Origin of the sequence: Streptomyces sp. NBC_01571 (assembly GCF_026339875.1) — a bacterium.
In the GTDB taxonomy this organism is placed as follows: Bacteria; Actinomycetota; Actinomycetes; order Streptomycetales; family Streptomycetaceae; genus Streptomyces.
Genome location: NZ_JAPEPZ010000001.1, coordinates 1,287,948 through 1,308,031 on the forward strand (window position 1 = coordinate 1,287,948; position 20,084 = coordinate 1,308,031).

Below are 20,084 nucleotides of genomic sequence, written 5' to 3' on the forward strand. Positions count from 1 at the left end.
TCAGCTCTCCAGAGTGGCGACGAGCACGGCTTTGATGGTGTGCGGTCGGTTCTCCGCCTGGTCGAAAACCACGGAGGCAGGCGAGAAGGGGAAATCGCGGCGTTGCCGGCCGACGGCGTTGATCCAGTACGGCCGGCGCTGAGGAAACGGCGAACTCGCCGAAGGCTTCACGAGCGTAGACATACGGGCCGCCGCTCGCCGGGACACGCTTGGACAGCGAGCCGGACTCACCGCCGGCGCGAGCGTGACGGCGCCGAACGACACGAGCGAGGTGGTGCCGTAGGTCACCAAGGCCGAAGGGAGCGCGAAGCCTCCGGTACCGATGACGCTGCCCATCACGAGTGCGGTCGCCGAGGCAGGTCCGAGCGACGCGTTGGGGGCGTCCCTCTCTGTAATTCTTGGCGTACGGGGCATAGTCGCGCTCCTTGCGCGGACCACCGGGGACAGGCTGCGAACGACGCGATCCGTGAACGATCCTGCTCGGCGGACGCCATCGCGGTCAGTGGCCACGTGTCCCCCGCCGGGGCCAATGGTCCCGTTCGGCACGTCCCGAACGGCTCCGTGGTCCCCCCGGATGGCCCGGGGTGACCGCGGTGCCGTTCGCGTGCCGAAGCGATGATCAGGGCGAGGACAGCCCCAGCCCGTAGACGGAGCGCCCCCTTTCCAGCTGACGGCCGGTCACCAGTTCGGGCTCGACCCGGATGAAGACCTCCACGGGCGAGGCCACCCAGGAGCGCGGGCCGGTACGGGTGAGCCGGCCATGCTCGTCTGGATCGGTCACCATCGCGGCGCGTCCGGTGACCACGACGCTCCAGCCGGAACGGGCTGACGCATCCACCTCGTCCGCTTCGAAAGCGATCACCGCACCGTCGATCGCGGCGACCAGTTCCGAGTCGGCCGAAGTCCGCATCACCACCGCGAAATCGGCGTCCAGACTGAAGTTGACCGGCAGAACGGCGGGCAGGGCATGGCGCGTGTGGACGACGCGGCCTATCGGGACCCGCGACAACAGACGCAGGCACTCCTCGCGGTCGAGTTCACGGAAGCCGTCGTTGGGATTCATCGCGGGGTCCAACTCTCAGGGGGTGCGGTGGCATGCGTTGCCGCCTGTGGAACGGCGGGCCGCGGGGCCGACCGGTCCCCGCCGGACGACGGAGCGGCGGCCGCCGGTACCGACGGTCAGGGCACGTCGATCCGGCGCCCGGTGACGGCGGCCGGATCGACGCACACCCACAGGGATCGTTCGCCACCGGCCCACGGAGCGCTGTACGCGAGTTCCTCCAGACGTCGCACGCCGTCCGCGTCCGTCACGGCCCGGGCGCGGCCGCGTACGAGGACACTCCAGCCCTGGCTGAGCGCTTCGTCGATGTGATCGACCTCGAACGCCACGTCGCTGCCGACCACTTCGGCGGGCGCCGAGCCTGGTGCCGTCCGGAAAGCGATCGCATCGTCGACGACTGTGTAGTTGAGGGGGACGACGAGCGGTCCGTCGGCAGTGTCCGTCGCAAGTCTTCCGACACCGTGTGTCGACAGCCGTGCCCGGCACTCTTCGGCGCTCAGTTCCATCAGCTCGGAGTGGTGGGCGGCCTTGCCGATCCCTGGTGGCAGGTCGGCTTCGCCGCCGCGCAGGGTCGCCACGCTGGTCTCTAGGACGTCGGCGAGGCGGATGAGTACGCTCATGCCTGGCATGGCGGTGCACTGTTCCTCCAGGTACCTGATGTATCCGGGAGCAGTACCCGCGCGGGAGGCGGTCTCTTCCTGGGTCAGGCCGAGTTCCTCGCGTCGTCGGGCGATACGGTGCCCGATGTCGCCCGACGCGTGGTCCGCGGTGGCGGACGACGCGTGCGTCGATGTCTGTTCCGACATGGCCGTTCACTTCCTCGTCTCAGGATGTCGTGACCGTCAGGGCGTCGTGCTGCGGGCCGCCGAGCACGATCTTGAGGGCGCCGGTGTCCGCGGCCCTCGAGAAGACGTCATAGGCCTCCTCCATCGCCTCCAACGGGAAGGTATGGGTCACCAGGGACGACGTGGGCAGGTGTCCGGCTGCCATCATGCGCAGCAGGGTGGGGGTGGAGTACGTGTCCACCAGTCCGGTGGTGATCGTCACGTTCTTGGTCCACAGGTCTTCGAGGTGAAGTGTCGCGGGCTTGCCGTGCACGCCGACGTTGGCCACGTGCCCACCGGGCCGCACCATGCGTGTGCATGTCTCGAAACTCGCCGGCACCCCCACCGCTTCGATGACGACATCCGCCCCCAGCCCTTCCGTGAGGTCGGCGACCAGTTGCTCGGCTTCCTCCCCCGCGACGGCCACGGCGTCGGCGCCGAGGTGCTTGGCGGCGTCCAGCCGTGCTGGGGCCAGGTCCACGGCAATGATCCTCTCGGGGGTGAAGAGCCGTGCAGTGGTGATAGCAGCGAGCCCGATGGGTCCCGCTCCGACCACGACCACGGTGTCCGCGGGCCGTACCCGCCCGTTCAGCACACCCACCTCGTAGGCGGTGGGGAAGATGTCGGCCAGCAGCACGGCGTCCCTGCTGTCCACCGCGCCGGGCAGCGGATGGGTGGACAGGTCCGCGTGCGGTACGCGGACGTATTCGGCCTGCGTGCCGTTGATCAGATGGCCGAGGATCCAGCCGCCGCCCCCGCGGCACTGTCCGTACATCTCCTCCCGGCAGAAGCGGCAGCGGCCGCACGCCGTGATGCACGACACCAGGACCCGGTCGCCGGGGCGGACCGTGCTGACGTCGGTGCCCACCTCGACGATCTCCCCGACAGCCTCGTGTCCGAGCACCGTGCCGGGGCGGACCTCCGGTACGTCACCCTTGAGGATGTGCAGGTCGGTCCCGCAGATGGTGACCGCGTCGACGCGGACGATCGCATCGGTGGCGTCCTGGATTGCGGGATCCGCGACGTCCTGCCACGCGGACTTTCCCGAACCATGGAACACAAGTGCTTTCATGACGACCCCTTCTCTGTGCCCGGCGGACGCCGGTCGTGGAGGAGGACGGCATGGAGCTTCACCGTTGCCTGCGACTACCGTGGCCCGTGTCCGCCGTGTCGGCTCCGACAAGGGTGGAAAGCCCTTCGGCGATCGCCCCACGCGTGGATTGAACTTGTATGTCCAGCCTGAGCGTGACAGCTGCTGTCCGCTTGGGCCGGTCGGTCCCCATCGGGGGACCGGGCGGGCTGTTCGGGTCGGCCGCGGGTCTCGCGTACGTGGACGGTGGCGCCGCACTTCGCGTACGAGGGCCGAACGGCCCACCGCCGGACCTCGGTGGGGCCCGGACGGCCCGCGATACCGCCTGGACGGCCCCTGCCCGCCGTGCAGTCCCCGCTGCCACCGTCCTGTCTGTGACGAGACGACGAGGAGGTGCGGTCGGATGCGCGGGACCAGGCGTGTGAGGCGACTGCTGTGGCGGTGGCGGAGCAATCCTCTGCGACGACACGACGACGTCGTCGGGGCCTGGATCGTGCTGGCCGTCTGGATGGTCATCGCGATCGGCGGCACCCTGATCGGCGTGCAGACGGCCCACACCGCCGACAAGTCCTTCGCGCAGGTTCGCCGCGAGCGGCACCCGGTCCAGGCCGTTCTCGTCGAGAGCACGGCTCCGACCGTGAACATGGGAGCGGGCACGCCCTACGACCAGGTCCGGGCCACCGTCCGCTGGACGGCGAAGGACGGCGCCACACGTACCGGCCGGGCCTTGCTGGATCCCGGGCAGCGAGCCGGATCGAAAGTTGTCGTCTGGCTGAACGGCAGAGAGCGGCTCACCACCGAACCGACGTCCGCCTCAACGGCCGCTGTGGAGGCGGACGTGTTCGGGGCCGCAGCCGCACTTGCCTTCGCCGGCCTGGCTTTCGCCGCCGGACGCGTCGTCCAATGGCGGTTCGATCAGCGGCTCTACGACCGATGGGGCCGTGAGTGGGAGCAGCTCGGACCGCAGTGGCGGCGCAAGACCAACTGACGCAGAAATCGGCAGGGGGATTCGGCCCGCGGCGGAGGACATCCGACGGCGGGGCGACCGTTCCCGGTCGCCCCGCCGTCGCACGAGCTGTCGCGGACTGTGCGGACACTCCGGACCGACCGGCGTCCCGCCGGGCACACGGCTCTCGCAGGGGGCGCCGCGAGCGGCCACGCCGGCCCATGAGACCAAGTCGGCGTCTCGCACGCCGGGTGAAGGAGGGGCACCATGTGGAGCCTGGTGAAGGTCCCGGACAACCCGGTCCGGGTGAACGCACGTCTGGACGATCCGCTGTCCCGGTGGCTGTGGCCGGCGAAGTGGATCCTCGCCGTCCCCCATTACGTACTCCTGTTCCTCCTCTGGATCGCGTTCACCGTGGTGAGCGTGATCGCGTTCTTCGCCATCCTGCTCGCCGAGCGCTATCCACGTACGCTGTTCGACTTCAACCTGGGGGTCCTGCGCTGGACCTGGCGGGTTGCCTACTACTCTTACGGCGCCCTGGGCACTGACCGATACCCGCCGTTCAGCCTGGGCGAGGAGCCTCAATACCCTGCCCGGTTGGACATCGCCTACCCTGAGCGGCTCTCCCGCGGCCTGGTGTTGGTGAAGTGGTGGCTCCTGGCAACCCCGCACTACGTCGTCATCGGCTTCTTCCTCGGGGGCCCACGGCTGGGTGTGTGGTACGGCGGGCTCATTCCGGTCCTCACGATCATCGCCGCCGTGACCCTGGCCTTCACGGGGAGATACCCGAAGGACCTGTACGACCTGGTCCTCGGCCTCAACCGGTGGGCCCTTCGCGTCGCGGCGTACGCCACCCTCATGACGGACAGCTATCCGCCCTTCCGACTGGATGTGGGCGGCTCAGAACCCACCCACCGGGAGGACCGGTCATGATCGGCGTGCTGGTGGCGGGGTTCCTGATCGCGCACGGACTGCTGCACCCCGGTGTCTGGTCGGCACGGTTGCCGACCGGCACGCGGACCCCCATCGACGCCGGCCAGTCCTGGGCGTTCACGGCTGCCCGCGTATCCGCCCCGCCGACCCGGGCCGCAGCGCGGGCACTCGCCTGGTACACCGCGACGCTGTACCTCGTCGCCGGGGCGGGCGCCGCCGCAGGCAGCGACTGGTGGCCGGGCGCCGCGATCGTGGCGGCTTCCAGCGGACTCGCTCTCAAGGCGATCTGGTTCCATCCGTGGCTCACCGTCGGGATCCTGTTCGACGTGGGCGTCATCGTCGCCGTGGCCTCCCACTGGCCCGGATCCCTCTACTGAATCCGGATCGGCGGCGGTGGAACCCCACAAGCCCACGGGCCCGGAACCTTGGTTCCGGGCCCGTGGGCTTGTGGCGCATCAGCTGGCTGGTCAGTCGTGCGGGACCACCACGACCGGGGCCATGGCATGGTGCAGGACCGCCTGCGTGACCGGTCCCACATGCAGGCCCGCGGGTGAACGACGACTGCGGCGCCCGACAACGACCAGGGCCGCGTCCCGCGAGGCATCCACCAGGTGAGGCGCCGCGCTGCCGACGACCACTTGCCGGTGCGTTTCGACGCCGGGGAACTTCTCCTGCCACGGCCGCAGCACCTCGGCCAGCCCACGCCGCGCGTGCGCATCAAGCTCGAAGTTGAGTCCGGCGTCCAGGGCGCCACCGTATCCGTAGTAGGGCGGCAGGCTCCATCCGTGGACGACGCGAAGGCTTCGCCCTCGGCGGGCAGCTGCGTCGAACGCGAACCCGATCACGGTAGCGTCCGGATGCTCCAGGTCGAGCCCGAGCACGACATCGCCCGTCGGGGGCTGTTCCTCGGCGCGCTCGCCGGCTCGTACGAGGACGAGCGGAGCCTTGGCACGGGCCACCACGGCGAGTGCGACGGAGCCGACCAGGAACCCCCTCACGCCGCCCAGGCCCCGGGATCCGAGCACCAGGAGATCGGCGTCCTCAGCGGCGGCCAGGAGGCCCGTGACGGGCGGCTCCGCGATCAGGTCGGCACTGACGCGCAGACCGGGGTGGCGTTCGGCGATCCGTGCCGCGGTCTCCCGCAGCAGGCGCAGGCCCCACTCCTCCTGCTGATCGTCCACGGGCGGCACAGCAGCACCCGCCAAAGGCAAGTAGGTATAGGCCTGCTGCCACAGCCAGGCATGCACGAGGCGCAGGGGCGCGTCGCGCAGCAGCGCCTCGTGGGCGGCCCAGTCGGCGGCTGCGGTGCTTTCGGGCGAACCGTCCAGGCCGACGGTGACGTTGCGGAACATGTGCGGACCTCCTCAGGGGGACGCCTCTCAGTCTCCGCGTGCCACGCCTGTGTCAGGAGGGGCCGCTGGTCCCCCGGTCAGGGACCGACCGGTCCCCGCGTCACCCGTCAATGGACGCGCAGGCAGCGCCAGTAGCGGCGCGCCAGCCCTCCATGTGCATTCAGGACCGAACGACCCGGGCATCGTTCTCCGAGGCTCGTTCAGACGACCGCGACCGGGCAGTGGGAGTGATGCAGCAGGAAGGCGGCGAGGGGCCCCGGCCATGGACCGATGCGGTGCGAGTGGCTGCCAGAACCGACCACCACGACGGCGGCATCACGCGTCGCCTCCAGCAGTGCACGCATCCGGTCGGAGCCGACCGTGCGGGTCTGCACCTCGACCCCGGGATACTGCTCCCGTGCCCCGGCCACAGCACGGCACGGTAAAGACGGTTCGGTCTGTGCCTGTTGGCCCGCACCGTCGCGGACCTGATCCGCGGCAACCGGTGCAGGAAGGGAGGCCGCCGGGCGATACCGGGGGCCGGCGTGCAACACACGCAGCCGGAGCCCGCGACGCTGCGCCTCCGCGAAGGCGAAACCCGCGGCATCCATGCCGGCCTCGTCCTCCAGGCCGAGCAGCACCTCGCTACGGCCGGCTGCTCTGTAGTTCCCCCGTACGACGAGCAGCGGACCTCGCGTATGCGCGGCCAGCCGCAGGCTCACCGAGCCGAACAATAAGCCGGCGAGACTGCCGAGGCCCCTTGTGCCGATGACGGTGAGCGCCGCGTCTCGGCCGTGCCGGGCCAGCGCCTGGACCGGTCCGCCCTGGAAGGCCGAGGCCGTGACGGGTAGTCCTGGGTGCCGCTCGCGCACGCGCGCGACCGCGGACGCCAGTACCGGACCGGCTTCGTCGGCGTCGGGCACGGCGTACACGATGTCCAGCGGGGCGCCGCGCAGCAGCGCTTCCTCGGCGGCCCGGTCCAGCGCTCGTACGGCGATGAGCGAGCCGTCCACTCCGACGGTCACATGACGGGTGGTCATGTCGTCCCTCCCCTTGGTCAATGCTGTCTAGGTGGCGGCTGTCGTGCCGTCGGCCCGGTTCTCGAGTGCCGCTCGCCCCGCTTCGAGGCGGGCCGACGGGACGCGGAATGGCGAGCAGGAGACGTAGTCGATGCCGGTGTCGTGGAAGAAGTGGATGGAGTCCGGGTCCCCGCCGTGTTCGCCGCAGACGCCGATCTTCAGGGCGGGGCTGGTCGCACGGCCCTCTTCGACGGCGATCCGGACCAGACGGCCGACGCCGTCCCGGTCGAGGGTCTCGAAAGGCGAGGTGGCGATGATGCCCTGGTCGAGATACCCGGGGAAGAAGGATGCCTCGGCGTCGTCGCGGGACAGTCCCCACGTGGTCTGCGTCAGGTCGTTGGTGCCGAAGGAGAAGAAGTCGGCGGCTTCGGCGATCCGCCCCGCGGTCAGGGCGGCACGGGGCAGTTCGATCATCGTGCCGATGGGGCAGCCGACGGGGTGCCCGGCGGCGTCCGACACCTGAGCGAGTACGCGCTCCGCCGCCGCCCGTACGATCCTGAGTTCTTCGACCGTCCCCACCAGCGGAACCATGATCTCGGCCCGGGGATCTCCCCCGGCCCGCCGGCGTTCCACGACGGCCTCGGCGATCGCCCGTACCTGCATCTCGACCAGTCCCGGGACGACCAGTCCCAGGCGCACGCCGCGCAGCCCCAGCATCGGGTTGCTCTCGTGCATGCGCTCCACAGCGGCCAGCAGACGCCGGTCGTGCGCGGTGGGTCGAGTGGCGACGCGGACGGCGAGCTCGGTGTGGTCGGGCAGGAACTCGTGCAGCGGTGGGTCGATCAGCCGGATCGTCACCGGCAGCCCGTCCATAGCTGCCAGGATGCCGACGAAGTCGGCCCGTTGCAGCGGCAGCAGCGCGTCCAGTGCGGTGCGGCGCCCTGCCTCGTCCTCGGCGAGGATCATCGCCTCGACCAGGCTCCGCCGCTCGCCGAGGAACATGTGCTCGGTGCGGCACAGTCCGATGCCTTCGGCTCCGTAGCGGCGGGCACGTGCCGCGTCCTCCGGGCTGTCGGCGTTGGCACGCACCCCCAAGCGCCGCACGGCGTCGGCGTGTTCGAGGGTACGGGCCACAGCCGCGGTCAGCGCTCCGTCGTGTTCCCCGGTGTCCAGGAAGTGGCTCACCGGCGAGTCGGTGAGCGGCAGAGCGCCGAGGTGGACCGTGCCCGCCGTGCCGTCCACGGAGATCACCGTGCCTTCGGCGAGCACGGTCCGGTCGGGTGCGGTGAGCGTCCGTGTCTCCACGTCCACCGTCAGTTCCTCGGCACCGCATACGCACACCCTGCCCATACCGCGCGCCACCACGGCCGCGTGGCTGGTCTTGCCGCCACGGCTTGTGATCACGGCCTCGGCCGCGACCATTCCGGGCAGGTCGTCGGGGGTGGTCTCGCGGCGTACGAGGATCACCTTCTCCCCCGTCGCGGCGCGCCGCACGGCCTCGGCCGAGTCGAAGACGATCGCGCCGACGGCTGCGCCTGGTGAAGCCGGGACGCCGTGGACCAGCGGCTTCGTGGTCATGTGCGCGGCGAAGCCGGGGAACATGAGTCGGGCGAGCTGTGTCCCACCGACCCGGGCGAGCGCTTCGTCCGCGCCGATCAGATTCTCGTCGACGAGGGCCTCCGCGATGCGGAAGGCGGCTTCGGCGGTGCGTTTGCCGACCCGGGTCTGGAGCATCCAGAGCGTGCCGCGCTCGATGGTGAACTCGACGTCGCACAGATCCCGGTAATGGTGCTCCAGAGTGTTCATGTGGTTGATGAGTTGCCGGTACGAGGACGGGTCGAGCCGTTCCAGTTCGGCGAGCGGTACGGCGTTGCGGGTGCCGGCCACCACGTCCTCGCCCTGCGCGTTGGGAAGGTAGTCGCCGTAGACGCCGCGGGTACCGGTGGCCGGGTCGCGGGTGAAGGCGACACCTGTCCCGGAGTCCGGACCGAGGTTCCCGAAGACCATCACCTGGATGTTGACAGCGGTGCCCAGGTCGTCGGGGATGTGTTCGCGACGGCGGTACAGGCGGGCTCGTTCGCTGTTCCAGGAGCGGAAGACCGCATGGATCGCCCGGTGCAGTTGCTCGCCCGGGTCCTGCGGGAACTCCTCGCCCGTCGCGTGCCGGATCATCCTTTTGAAGTCCTCGACGAGCCCGGCGGGGTCGCCGGTGGTCCCGCGCCGGTCGAACAGTGCCGGGTCGATATCGAGGACCGTGCGGCCGTACATCTGCAGGAGGCGGCGGTAGGAGTCCCGTGCGAACTGCTCACAGCCTGTGGCCTTGGCGAGCCCGAGGACGGATTCGTCACCGAGGCCGACGTCGAGGATCGTCTCCATCATGCCGGGCATGGAGAACTTGCCGCCCGAACGCACGGACAGCAACAGCGGGTTGTCCCGCCCACCGAGTTCACGACCGGCGCCACGTTCCAACTCGCCGATTGCCGCCGCGACCTGAGCGGCCAGCTCCGCCGGCTCCTTGCCCGTGGCGAGGTATTCCCGGCAGGCGTCGGTGGTGACGGTGAAGCCGGGCGGTACCCGCAGCCCCAGCCGGGTCATCTCCGCGAGGTTGGCTCCCTTGCCGCCGAGCAGGTCCGCCATGTCACGGCCGCCCTCGGCAAATCCGTACACGTACCGGGTCATCTCTCTCATCCTCCGGTGCTGCTCAGACGTGCGGGACGACGGCGACGGGACTGGGGGCGTGATGCAGCACAGCGTGCGCGACGGATCCGATGTGGGTGCCGAACCTGGCTTCCCGCATCCGCCGTCCCACGACCACGAGACCCGCGTCGGCCGAGGCCCGGATCAGCAAACCGGCAGCCCGCCCTTTCGCGACGGTCTCGGTCACGGCGACCTCAGGGAACTTCTCGCACCAGGGACGCAGTGTCCCGACCACGAAGCGCTCCTGTTCAGCGAGCAGTTGCGGGCCGTCAACGGGAGTGAGCCGGCCGGCCGCGGCGTAGGCGGACGGGCCGCCGAAAGCATGGATCACGCGGAGGGGGGCTGCACGGCGCCGGGCAGCGTCGAAGGCGAACTCGATCAGCTCGTCGCACGGCTCCTCGATGTCGAGGCCCAGCACGACATCGCGGTACGGGGTCTCGGGTATCTCCTCCGGGGATATCCCGTCCATCGCGCAGAAGTGCTCGTCGGTGCCGCACCGTCCCGCCCGCACCAGCACGACGGTGCGCATCGACCTGGCGACCACCCGCTGTGACACCGATCCGGTCAGGAACCCGGCTGCTCCGCTGATCCCACGGGAACCGAGAACTAGCAGGTCGGCCTGCCCGGCCGCGGCCAGAAGAGCCGTGACCGGCGTGTCCTCCAGCAAGTCGCCGATGATCAGGAGGTCGCTGTGGCCGGCGTGTACCGTGTTCGACACCCGTGACAGCGTCTCCTCGGCCCAGGCCCTCTGCGGCATGTCCGCCGGTACGGACGCGGTAGGGCGCGGCTGCCACTTCCAGGCGTGCACAAGACGCAGCGCCGTGCCTCGGCGTACAGCCTCCCGGGCCGCCCAGTGAGCGGCGGCCAGGCTTTCGGGAGAACCGTCGATCCCCGCGGCGACGTGTCGAAGCATGATCCGCACCTCCAGCGTGCATGCCCGTGGATTTCCTCTTCTCCCGACGAGCCTCGTCTCAGGGCCGGCATGGGTGCAGAGGCCGTGCAGACCCTCCCGAGGGGCCCTTCGGCCCAAGTGCTGTCGGCCCTGCCCCGCCCGGAACGGCGGCCCTTTGCACACAGTGGGGGGAAGTGTCGGCCGCGTGTCCAGGCCCGGTGCCGTGCGGCCCGGCCTCGGGGCCGGTCGGCCCATGGTGAATACGGGGCTTCACAGAGAAATTGGAGGTAGCAGTCTCGCGCTCCAGGAAGAGGCCAGGATCATGAACGCTTCCCCCACTTCCAGCATGCTGCGGGCGTTGCCGGCCGAGTGCGCCGAGCGGCTCATGGAGATCGCCCGGGAAGTGTCCTTCCCTCAGGGAACCCGCCTGTTCGAGGAGGGACATCGCGCGGACCGGTTCTGGATCATCCGTAGCGGCACGGTGGCCCTCGACATGCGTGTGCCCGGTCGCCGAGCCGCGGCCATCGAGACTCTCGGCCACAACGAACTCGTCGGCTGGTCCTGGTTGTACGCACCGCACACCTGGCATATGGGCGCCGAGGCCACGAGCCCGGTGCGCGCCTACGAGTTCAACGCCGACGTGGTACGGGCCATGTGCCAGGCCGATCCCGCCCTGGGCATGGCAGTGGGTCAGTGGGTGGGGAACACCGTCGGACGCCGTCTGCGTTCGGCCAGAACACGACTCCTTGACCTGTACGCGCCTTACGGCAGCGGAGTCGATCGTTGACCGCATCGGAATCCACTGAGGAGTCACCGTGCACGGTACCCCGCACATCGTCAGCGACGTGATGACCCACACCGTCGCCTCCATCGGCCGCAGGGCCAACTTCAAAGAGATCGTGGAGATGATGGAGCAGTGGAATGTCAGCGCCCTGCCCGTCCTGGAGGGCGAGGGCCGAGTGATCGGCGTGGTCTCGGAGGCCGATCTCCTCCCCAAGGAGGAGTTCCGCGACAGCGATCCTGACCGGTACACGCAGCTGCGACGGCTCTCCGATCTCGCCAAGGCCGGCGCTGTGACGGCGGAGGAACTCATGACCGCCCCGGCCCTCACCGTCCGGGCGGGCGCGACCCTGGCGCAGGCCGCCCGGACCATGGCCCACGCCAAGGTCAAGCGGCTGCCCGTCGTCGACGACGTGGGCCTGCTGGAAGGCGTCGTCAGTCGCGGCGATCTCCTCAAGGTATTCCTGCGCGACGATGAGGAGATCGCCGAGGAGGTCCGCCGCGAAGTGGTGTCGTATCTGTTCCGTGCGCCGTTGTCACCGATACGGGTGCAGGTACGGGACGGGGTCGTCACCCTCGCCGGGCGCGTCCGGGACACCTCCTTGGTGCCCGTGGCCGCGCGCCTGGTGCGGGCCGTTGAGGGTGTGGTGGACGTCGAGTTCGACCTCACGGGCCCGTCGGCGCAGCAGGTGCGGTGACCGGCGGTCGATTCCAGGGCCGCGAGGGAATTGGGCCGGTCGGCCCTAGTGTGTTCGGCCCCGGAGGGTGATGATCGTCGTCACAACCCGCTGGTGGGCCGTAGTCCACTACTGAAACTCAACTAGGGGTCTTCATGGCCGAGGCGCGTGCCTTCACGGAACAGAACCCGATCCGGGTCTTTCTGCTGGACGACCACGAGGTCGTACGCCGTGGCCTGACCGATCTCCTGGACGCCGAGCCGGACATCTCGGTGGTCGGCGACGCGGGCAGCGTCGAACAGGCACTGGTGCGCGGCCCGGCGCTGCGTCCGCACGTCGCCGTGCTCGACGTCCGCCTGCCGGACGGCGACGGGATCAGCGTCTGCCGCGAGCTGCGCAGCCAGATGCCGGAACTGGCCTGCCTGATGCTGACGTCCTTCGACGACGAGGAAGCCCTCCTCGACGCGATCATGGCCGGAGCCTCGGGATACGTACTCAAACAGATCAAGGGCTCCGACCTGGTCTCGGCAGTCCGCACCGTGGCTTCGGGCCAGTCGATGCTGGATCCGACCACGACGGCCCGGCTGATGCGGTCACTGCGCGCCGACCCCGCCGGGGAACCTGCCCTCGCTCCCGAACTCGCCGGCCTCTCACCCCGCGAGCGGGACATCCTCGCACTCATCGGGGACGGGCTCACCAACCGGGAGATCGGCAAGAAGCTGTACCTGTCCGAGAAGACGGTGAAGAACCACATCTCCCGGCTGCTGGCCAAACTCGGTGTCCAGCGCCGAGTCCAGGCGGCGGTCCTGGCCAGCCACCTGGAGAACCCCGACACCGCCGACCGCAAGAGTCGCTGACCCCGGGGAGTGCCGGCCTGCGCGACCGGCCCTGGTCACCCGCAGCCGCCGGACACCGTACGCACAGGCAGGTCACCGGCTGTCTCAGTCATTCGCCGGACCCGGTCCCGGCCCAGCGCTGGGTGCGCCCACCGGTACCCGCCACACCAGCCGCGTGCCACCGCCCTCGGGCCGTTCGCCGAGCGTCAATGCGCCCCTGAGGGCGACGGCCCGCTCCTCCATGTTCTTCAACCCGCTGCGCCGTGCGTCACTTGGCACTCCGCAGCCGTCGTCCGTCACGGTGAGCGTCAACTCGCCCCCGGCGCAGTGAAGCCGGACGTCCACGGCCCGTGCCCCGGAGTGCCGGGCCGCGTTGCTCAGTGCCTCGCCGAGCACCGCGACGGCGTGGTCGGCGATGTCGCCGGGGACATCGGTCTCCACGAGCCCCTCGATCCGCAGCGCCGGCGGGAACCCGAACGACGTGGTCGAGGCCGTGACCGCCTCGGAGACCCGGCCGCGCAGACCGTTGCCCTCTCGGCCGGACCCACCGTGTGTCCGCAAGCCGAAGATCGTCGACCTGATGATCTTGATGGTCTCGTCGAGATCGTCGACGGTGCGTGTCAGTCGCTCCATGCCCTCGGCGTGCTCCATGAAGCGCTGGGCGCTCTGCAGGGTCATGCCCGCCGCGAAGAGCCGCTGGATGGCGAGGTCGTGGAGATCGCGGGCGATGCGGTCGCGGTCCTGGAGCAGCGCGATCTGTTCCGCGTCCCGGCGCCGTTCGGCCAGTTCCAGGGCGAGGGCGGCCTGGTCGGCGAACCCGAGCAGCGGGCCGGTGTCCGCGTCGCCGAAGGGTGCGCCGCCCTGGACCCGCCCGAGCAGCAGCACACCCCGAGCCTTCCCGCTGATGCCGAGCGGCACAGCCACGACGGGTCCGAGCCCGGCCCACTGGGCCTCGCCCTCGCTCGCGCGCCCATCGTGTGCGATGTCGGCACTGACCACGGGCTCCGCGGAGCTGAGCGCGGCTCCGACGAAGCCGTCCCGCGTCGACATCACCAGGCCGCCGCGCTGCTCCGCGCCGAGCCCGACGGCCAGCGCGGGCCGCAGCGCCTCCTCGCCCGGAACGCCTTCCGCGATCATTCCCATGTCCGCGGAGACGATCTTCCGGGCCTCGTCGACGATGAGCTCCAGCACCTCCTCGCCGGGCGCGCCGGTCAGCAGGACGCTGGTGACCTTTCCGCTGGCCCGCTGCCAGCGTTCCCGCAGGCGCGTCTCCTCGTACAGCCGCGCGTTCTCGATGGCCACCCCGGCCGCGACCGCCAGCGTCGACAGGACCGACTCGTCCTCGGCGTCGAACTGCGTACCGCTGCGCTTCTCGGTGAGATACAAGTTCCCGAACACATCGTCGCGCACCCTGATCGGAACCCCGAGAAAGGAGTGCATCGGCGGGTGGTGGGCCGGGAAGCCGTACGACTCCGGGTGCTCCGAGAGTTCCGGCAGCCTCAAGGGCACCGGGCGCCGGATCAGCTCGCCGAGAAGCCCGTGTCCGCTGGGCAGCGCCCCGATCCGCGCGCGCCGCTCCTCGTCGATCCCGACGGTCAGGAACTCGGACAGCTTCCGGTCCCCGCCGATCACGCCGAGCGCCCCGTACTCGGCGTCCACGAGCACCACCGCGGCCTCCACGATGCTGCGCAGCACCTGCGGCAGGTCCAGCTCCCGCCCGACCGAGAGGACGGCCTCCAGCAAGCTGTGCAGACGGTCCCTGGTACCACGCACCGCGTCGATACGCACCTGGAGCTCGCCCAGCAGCTCGTCGAGCCGAAGCCTGGGCAGATGCTGCCCGGGTTCCCCACGCAAGTCCGCGTCCTCCGCGCCCATCGCTTCCTCCAGCCGATTCAGCGATCAAGACCGCGCACCAGTTCGCCTGCGCTCACCGTACTGCTTGGGCGGCTTGGGCATCACCGCGCACTGCCCGATGACGTGACTCCTGAGGGAAGTTCAGCGGGGCAGGCGTCGCTGGGGCCGCTTCCGGTCACACCGCGCTCCGGGAGCAGAACGGGGGTGCAACGAACGGTTCCGGTTGCACCCCATTCCATCGCGGCACGGGCTGCCGCTGCTTCACCCCGTATGTGCCACGGACAACAGCTCGGCACCCACGCGTGTTGCCCACGTCTCGATCCGCTCGTGGTCGCGGAAGTCCCCTCCCTTCCCCGAGGAAACGATCTTCCGGGCGACGAATCCTTTGGCGCCCTCCTCCAGACAGCCTCCGAACGTGACGTGTTCACGGGCATCCAGCCGGGTCATGACCCGCCGCACGCCGGGCACAGGCGGGATGTCCTTGTACGTGGCCGATAGGTCGAGTGGACCGCTGCTGAACAACCACAGCGGGCGCCCGGCGAGCGCACGGCCGTGCCGGCGGACGAAGCGGCGGGCGTCCTTGTGCCAGCGCCCGCCATACAGGCCGCCGCCCACGACGACGGCGTCGTACGAGTCGACGTTCTTCACCGACCGCGCGGGCACCGCCTCGGTGGACAGGCCTTCCTTCCGCAGGACTTCGGCGATCGTCTCGGCTATCCACGCGGTCGATCCGTTCGTCGTCCCGTAGGCGACGAGCACCTTGCTCACCATGTCGGTACCCCTCTTCCCGCCGCGGGCTTCACAGCTTGCGCAGCCATGTCTCGGTGACACCGTGCAGGGCCGGCTCGTCCGGTCGCACGTGCGAGTCGTCCATCCGGTAGGTGAGCTTGTCGAGCACCGCGACCACGCCGTCGATCCGGTCGGTCATGGAGACGGCGATCTCTGCCTCGCTCCGGCGCTCCACATGGCCGACGAGGGTGACGACGCCCTCGTGCACACCGACCTCGACGGTCGAGGGAGTCATCCACAGCGCGCGGACCAGCACCTCGTCGATCACCTCGCGACGGATCACGTCGTCCGGCTGCAGGAAGACCTGGATCAGGTCGCGGCGGGTGACGATGCCGACCATTCGGTCCTCGTCGTCCACCACCGGGAGCCGCTCCACACGGCTGCGCGCCATGGTCCGGGCGGCTTCGGCGATGGTGTCGTCGGCGTGCACGGTGACCGGTGGAACCGACATCAGCTGTTCGGCCGTGCGGGCGTGCCCCTTGGCGGCCTGTCGTCGGGCGCCGCGGGTCAGCCCGGGGAACCGGAACCGGCGGGGTGTCTCGTAGGGGTCCGGAATGGCCGCCTGCCGGACCATGAGGTCGGTCTCCGAGATCACGCCGAGGACCTTGTCGTCCTCGTCGATCACCGGCAGTCCGCTGATGCGGTGCTCATGGAGCAGCCGGGCCACTTCCTTGAAGGGCGTGCCGTACCGGGCCGTGACGACCTCCGTGGCCATCACCGATCCGACCTTGTCCTGCCTCATCTCTGTTCCTCCTCAGCGCAGTCGGCGCAGGTAGGGGTCCTGGGCGCGGCGCGGCAGCAGGCGGACGCGTGCGTCGAGCACGGTGACCTCGGCGGGTGTCGCCAGGACGGGGTTGAAGTCGGCCTCGGCGAGCTGCGGCAGGTCGCCCGCCATGCGGGACAGCCGCAGCAGAAGCTGTTCGAGGCCTTGGAGATCAGCCGGCCGGCTGCCGTGCGTGCCCAGCAGCAGGGGCGCACAGCGCGGCGCGGTGATCAGGTCGTGTACGTCGTGGTCGGTCAGCGGTGCGAGGCGGGCGGCATGGTCGGCCAGCACCTCGGTCGCCGTGCCGCCGAGCCCGAACAGCACCAGCGGGCCGAAGACGTCGTCCTGCGTCACGCCCGCGAACAGTTCGGTGCCTCGCGCCGCGAGCGGCTGGACCACGACTCCGGTCATGAGTCCGGCGAACCGGGTCTCGAAGTCCCGGAAAGCGGCGCGTACTTGGGCGTCGCCCTCGAGGTCGAGATGGATCGCGTGCTGTTCGGTCTTGTGGACCAGGCCGGGCCAGTGGGCCTTCATGACCACGCGGCCGTCGGCACCACGGAGCCGTTCGGCGGCGATGACGGCGTCGTCCTCGGTCTCGGCCCAGGCCCACGGAAGTTGCGGAATGCCGTAGCAGGCGAGGAGTTCGGCGCAGGTGCGCGGGTCGAGCCAGCCGCCGTCCGGATGGGTGGCGAGATAGGTCTCGGCGACCGTGTGCGCCCGGGTGGGGTCCACCCCCACCAGCTCCGGGATCGTGCCCGCGGGCCGGTTCAGCCAGGTCGTGCGGCGGGCGGCGTGCGCCAGGGCCCGGGCCGCCGCGACCGGTTCGGCGTACGAGGGGACGGCGCCGCCCTCCCGCGCGGGCAGCAGCTTGACCGGCAGGTCCTGCTCAAGGCGTACGACGGCGACGGGCCGTTCCCGCTGTCCGGGGCCATCGGTGAGGGCTCGGACGAGGTCGTCGCCGGTCGCCACGGCGACCGCGGTGGGGACGAGGGCCATGAGCACGGCGTCGATGCCCGGGTACCGCAGAAGCCGGTCCACGCAGTCCCTGAGCTGGTCCTCCGTGACGGCCGCCGTGGCGTCGACCGGATTGCCCGCGGCCGCCCCTTCGGGCAGCACGGCGAGCAGGTCGTCGATCAGCTCGGGAGTGGGGGCGGGCAGGGACAGTCCTGCTTCGGCGCAGGCGTCCGCCGCGAGGACACCCGCGCCGCCCGCGTTGGTGACGATCGCCACGCGGGTCCCGGTCGGAAGCGGCTGGGCGTGCAACAGCGCGGCGGTTTCTAGGAGTTCGCCCACCGAGCGGGTTGCGGTGATGCCTGCCTGGGCGAACAGTGCCTGTCGGGTCATGGTCCGGGTCGCGGCGGCCGCGGTGTGCGAGGCGGCGGCACGGCGACCGGCCTCGGTACGGCCCGCGTCGACCGTCAGGACGGGCATCCGGCGGGTCACGCGCCGGGCGGTGCGGGAGAAAGCCCGCGGGTTGCCGAAGGACTCCAGGTGCAGCAGGGCCAGGTCGGTGCGGCCGTCGCTCTCCCACCACTGGAGCATGTCGTTGCCGCTGACGTCGTACTTGTCGCCGAGCGACACGAAGGACGAGACGCCGATGCCGAGCCGGGACAGCCCGTCGAGCAGGGCGATGCCCACGCCGCCCGACTGTACGGCTATGCCCGCGGTGCCGGGGCGCGGGTGTTCGGCCGCGAAGGTGGCGTCGAGGCGGATCTCCGGGTCGGTGTTGGAGATGCCCAGGCAGTTGGGGCCGACGAGACGCATGCCGTAGGTGCGGCACGCGGTCATGAGCGCTTCCGCCTGGAGGGGGCCGAGTCCGGCCGTCACCACGAGCAGTGCCCGTACCCCGGCCTTGCCGCACTCTTCGGCCATGGCCGGTAGGGCGTCCGCGGGTATCGCGAGGACCGCGAGATCGGGGACCTTGGGCAGTGCGCTGACCGACGAGTAGGAGGGCACGCCGAGGATCGAGGAGACGTGGGGGTTCACCGCGAAGAGTCGTCGGGTGAAGCCCCCAGCGTGCAGATGGTGCAGGAGAGCCCGCCCCACCGACCCTGGCCTGCGTCCGGCGCCGACCACGGCGACCGCTTCGGGGCGCAGCAGCGGTTCCAGGCTGACGACGTCGGCGGCCCGGCCACGGGCCTCGACGGCCGCGAGGTAGGTGTCGTCCTCGTCGAGCGCGATGGTGCAGCGCACCTCGGGACCCTCGAACCGGCGTCCGGCGCGCAGGCCCAGGTCGGTGAAGAGCCGCAGCACCTCGTGGTTCTCGCTGAGCGCGTCGGCGGTGAACGTGGTGACGCCGTCCGCACGCGCGGCGGAGACGAGGTGTTCCACCAGGAGGGTTCCGACACCCCGGTGATGCAGCCCGTCGGCCACGGCGATCGACATCTCGGCCGTCTCGGGGTCGTCGACGGTCTCGTACTCGGCCAGGCCGATCACCCGGCCGTGCGTCTCGGCGAGCAGTGCCCGGTAACCGGGGCGGGCCGGCGCCGCGGCCCGGTCCGCGGCCAGGTCGGCGGAGCGGCGGCTGGCGGCGAAGAACCGCAACCGGAGGTTCTCCGGGGACATCTCCTCGTAGAGCCCTCGCAGCTGCTCGTGGTCGCCGGGCCGTGCGGACCGTATGCACACGGTGGTGCCGTCCGCGAGCAAAGCGTGCACGGTGGGGCGATCGCGCTCGTCGTCCGTCATCTCGGACCTCCTCGGAACTTCTCGACTCTTCGAGCATCCAGCGGTGCGCGGCCCCGCCCCAGGGGCTGATCGGGTGCTCCACATGGGTCGGTCGGCCCCTGTCTCGTAGGCCGGTCCACGGCGGAAGGTGGACACCCTTGGAATCCCGTACGCATGGAGGGAACTGCTGCCATGACCGAGCCGATCGTTGTCGGGGTCGACGCATCCGCGCCCAGCAGGGCGGTGGCCGAGTGGGCGGCGGGGGACGCGCGGCTGCGCGGGCTGCCGTTGCGGGTCGTGAGCATCGAGGGGGTCGAGCAGGCCGGAGGGGTCGCCGCGGCGCTTCTCGGGCCGAACTCGCGGGCCTCGTGCGCCGTTCTCGGGCTGCGTGACGAGGGCGGCGTCCCGGTGCCGGCCATGGATTCCGTGGCTCGGGAGGTGGCGGCCCGCTCGGACCTGCCGGTGGTACTGGTGCCGGACGGCCGCCAGGGTCGTACGGGCGGCGAGTGGCGGGCGGGCGAGGTGGTTCTGGGCGTGGACGCCCGCGACCCGGTCGGCGCCGTCGTGGACTTCGCCTTCGACGCCGCCCGACGCCGCGGTGTCCGGCTGCACGCCGTGCACGCGTGGCGGCTACCCTCCTGCGCGGAGCGGTGGATGCCGTACGCGCTTCCGGAGGAGGACCGGGGCGCGTGGGAAGACCAGGAGGTGCAGCTGCTGTCGGACGCGCTGCGGCCGTGGCGGGAGAAGTACCCGCACGTCGACATCTACGAGGACGTCCGCCTCCAGAGCCTCGCGGCGGCCCTCGCCCGGGCGTCGGCGTCGGCGGCGCTCGTGGTGGTCGGCCGCGCGGGCCGGACACTCGGTCCCGCGGTGCGGGACGTGCTGGAGCACACCGCGTGCCCGGTGGCCGTGATCCCATACTGAGACGG

18 protein-coding genes and 1 pseudogene are annotated in these 20,084 nt (G+C 70.7%); 7 read left to right on the forward strand and 12 right to left on the reverse strand.

The features are described from left to right. From OHB41_RS05880 to OHB41_RS05895, 4 genes and pseudogenes are all read right to left on the reverse strand, one after another. Window positions 1-84, reverse strand: a pseudogene (locus OHB41_RS05880) (ornithine carbamoyltransferase, subunit I); the annotation flags it as partial. 535 nt (window positions 85-619) lie between these two features. Beyond that, window positions 620-1,063: a pyridoxamine 5'-phosphate oxidase family protein gene (locus OHB41_RS05885; protein ID WP_266696874.1), complete on the reverse strand. Its 444-nt coding sequence runs from the start codon at window positions 1,061-1,063 to the stop codon at window positions 620-622. A 116-nt stretch (window positions 1,064-1,179) separates the two neighbouring features. Continuing rightward, on the reverse strand, window positions 1,180-1,866 hold the full coding sequence (locus OHB41_RS05890; protein WP_266696875.1) for a helix-turn-helix domain-containing protein: 687 nt from the start codon (window positions 1,864-1,866) through the stop codon (window positions 1,180-1,182). Between the two features lie 19 nt (window positions 1,867-1,885). Beyond that, the gene (locus tag OHB41_RS05895) at window positions 1,886-2,956 is read right to left on the reverse strand and encodes a zinc-dependent alcohol dehydrogenase family protein (RefSeq protein ID WP_266696876.1); all 1,071 of its coding nucleotides are present in this window, start codon (window positions 2,954-2,956) and stop codon (window positions 1,886-1,888) included. Between the two features lie 421 nt (window positions 2,957-3,377). Between OHB41_RS05895 and OHB41_RS05900 the strand changes: the two genes are divergently transcribed. The 3 genes from OHB41_RS05900 (at window position 3,378) to OHB41_RS05910 (ending at window position 5,230) form a co-directional block, all read left to right on the forward strand. Continuing rightward, window positions 3,378-3,962, forward strand: a complete 585-nt coding sequence (locus tag OHB41_RS05900; RefSeq protein ID WP_266696877.1) for an Rv1733c family protein — start codon at window positions 3,378-3,380, stop codon at window positions 3,960-3,962. Between the two features lie 225 nt (window positions 3,963-4,187). Next, window positions 4,188-4,853, forward strand: a complete 666-nt coding sequence (locus tag OHB41_RS05905) for a DUF4389 domain-containing protein (protein ID WP_266696878.1) — start codon at window positions 4,188-4,190, stop codon at window positions 4,851-4,853. Next, window positions 4,850-5,230 (forward strand): hypothetical protein, encoded by a 381-nt coding sequence (locus OHB41_RS05910; protein ID WP_266696879.1) that lies wholly within the window; start codon window positions 4,850-4,852, stop codon window positions 5,228-5,230. The genes OHB41_RS05905 and OHB41_RS05910 overlap by 4 nt, the downstream gene beginning before the upstream one ends. A gap of 90 nt (window positions 5,231-5,320) precedes the next feature. On the opposite strand, the gene OHB41_RS05915 is transcribed toward OHB41_RS05910, so the two are convergent. The 4 genes from OHB41_RS05915 to OHB41_RS05930 form a co-directional block, all read right to left on the reverse strand. After that, window positions 5,321-6,205 (reverse strand): universal stress protein, encoded by an 885-nt coding sequence (locus OHB41_RS05915; RefSeq protein ID WP_266696880.1) that lies wholly within the window; start codon window positions 6,203-6,205, stop codon window positions 5,321-5,323. A 200-nt stretch (window positions 6,206-6,405) separates the two neighbouring features. Then, on the reverse strand, window positions 6,406-7,224 hold the full coding sequence (locus OHB41_RS05920) for a universal stress protein (RefSeq protein WP_266696881.1): 819 nt from the start codon (window positions 7,222-7,224) through the stop codon (window positions 6,406-6,408). Window positions 7,225-7,251: 27 nt separating this feature from the next. Further along, window positions 7,252-9,882, reverse strand: coding sequence for a pyruvate, phosphate dikinase (gene ppdK / locus OHB41_RS05925; RefSeq protein WP_266696882.1), 2,631 nt, complete (start codon window positions 9,880-9,882; stop codon window positions 7,252-7,254). Between the two features lie 22 nt (window positions 9,883-9,904). Continuing rightward, on the reverse strand, window positions 9,905-10,813 hold the full coding sequence (locus OHB41_RS05930) for a universal stress protein (RefSeq protein ID WP_266696883.1): 909 nt from the start codon (window positions 10,811-10,813) through the stop codon (window positions 9,905-9,907). Window positions 10,814-11,114: 301 nt separating this feature from the next. Here OHB41_RS05930 and OHB41_RS05935 point away from each other — a divergent pair, with 301 nt between their 5' ends. The 3 genes from OHB41_RS05935 (at window position 11,115) to OHB41_RS05945 (ending at window position 13,106) form a co-directional block, all read left to right on the forward strand. Further along, window positions 11,115-11,579, forward strand: a complete 465-nt coding sequence (locus OHB41_RS05935; protein ID WP_266696884.1) for a cyclic nucleotide-binding domain-containing protein — start codon at window positions 11,115-11,117, stop codon at window positions 11,577-11,579. A gap of 28 nt (window positions 11,580-11,607) precedes the next feature. Further along, complete coding sequence (locus OHB41_RS05940) at window positions 11,608-12,270, forward strand: CBS domain-containing protein (RefSeq protein ID WP_266696885.1); 663 nt, start codon at window positions 11,608-11,610, stop codon at window positions 12,268-12,270. A 134-nt stretch (window positions 12,271-12,404) separates the two neighbouring features. Next, window positions 12,405-13,106 carry a response regulator gene (locus OHB41_RS05945; RefSeq protein ID WP_266696886.1) on the forward strand — a complete coding sequence of 234 codons (702 nt, stop codon included), beginning with the start codon at window positions 12,405-12,407 and terminating at the stop codon, window positions 13,104-13,106. An 84-nt stretch (window positions 13,107-13,190) separates the two neighbouring features. On the opposite strand, the gene OHB41_RS05950 is transcribed toward OHB41_RS05945, so the two are convergent. From OHB41_RS05950 to OHB41_RS05965, 4 genes are all read right to left on the reverse strand, one after another. Further along, window positions 13,191-14,960, reverse strand: coding sequence for a sensor histidine kinase (locus tag OHB41_RS05950; protein ID WP_266696887.1), 1,770 nt, complete (start codon window positions 14,958-14,960; stop codon window positions 13,191-13,193). 240 nt (window positions 14,961-15,200) lie between these two features. After that, window positions 15,201-15,710, reverse strand: coding sequence for a flavodoxin domain-containing protein (locus tag OHB41_RS05955; protein WP_266696888.1), 510 nt, complete (start codon window positions 15,708-15,710; stop codon window positions 15,201-15,203). Window positions 15,711-15,738: 28 nt separating this feature from the next. After that, window positions 15,739-16,470 carry a CBS domain-containing protein gene (locus tag OHB41_RS05960; RefSeq protein ID WP_266696889.1) on the reverse strand — a complete coding sequence of 244 codons (732 nt, stop codon included), beginning with the start codon at window positions 16,468-16,470 and terminating at the stop codon, window positions 15,739-15,741. A gap of 12 nt (window positions 16,471-16,482) precedes the next feature. After that, a complete protein-coding gene (locus OHB41_RS05965; protein WP_266696890.1) occupies window positions 16,483-19,176 on the reverse strand; it encodes a bifunctional acetate--CoA ligase family protein/GNAT family N-acetyltransferase in 2,694 nt (897 codons plus the stop codon). Window positions 19,177-19,347: 171 nt separating this feature from the next. On the opposite strand from OHB41_RS05965, the gene OHB41_RS05970 reads away from it, so the two are divergent. Next, a complete protein-coding gene (locus OHB41_RS05970) occupies window positions 19,348-20,079 on the forward strand; it encodes a universal stress protein (RefSeq protein WP_266696891.1) in 732 nt (243 codons plus the stop codon). The last annotated feature ends 5 nt before the right edge of the window (window positions 20,080-20,084 follow it).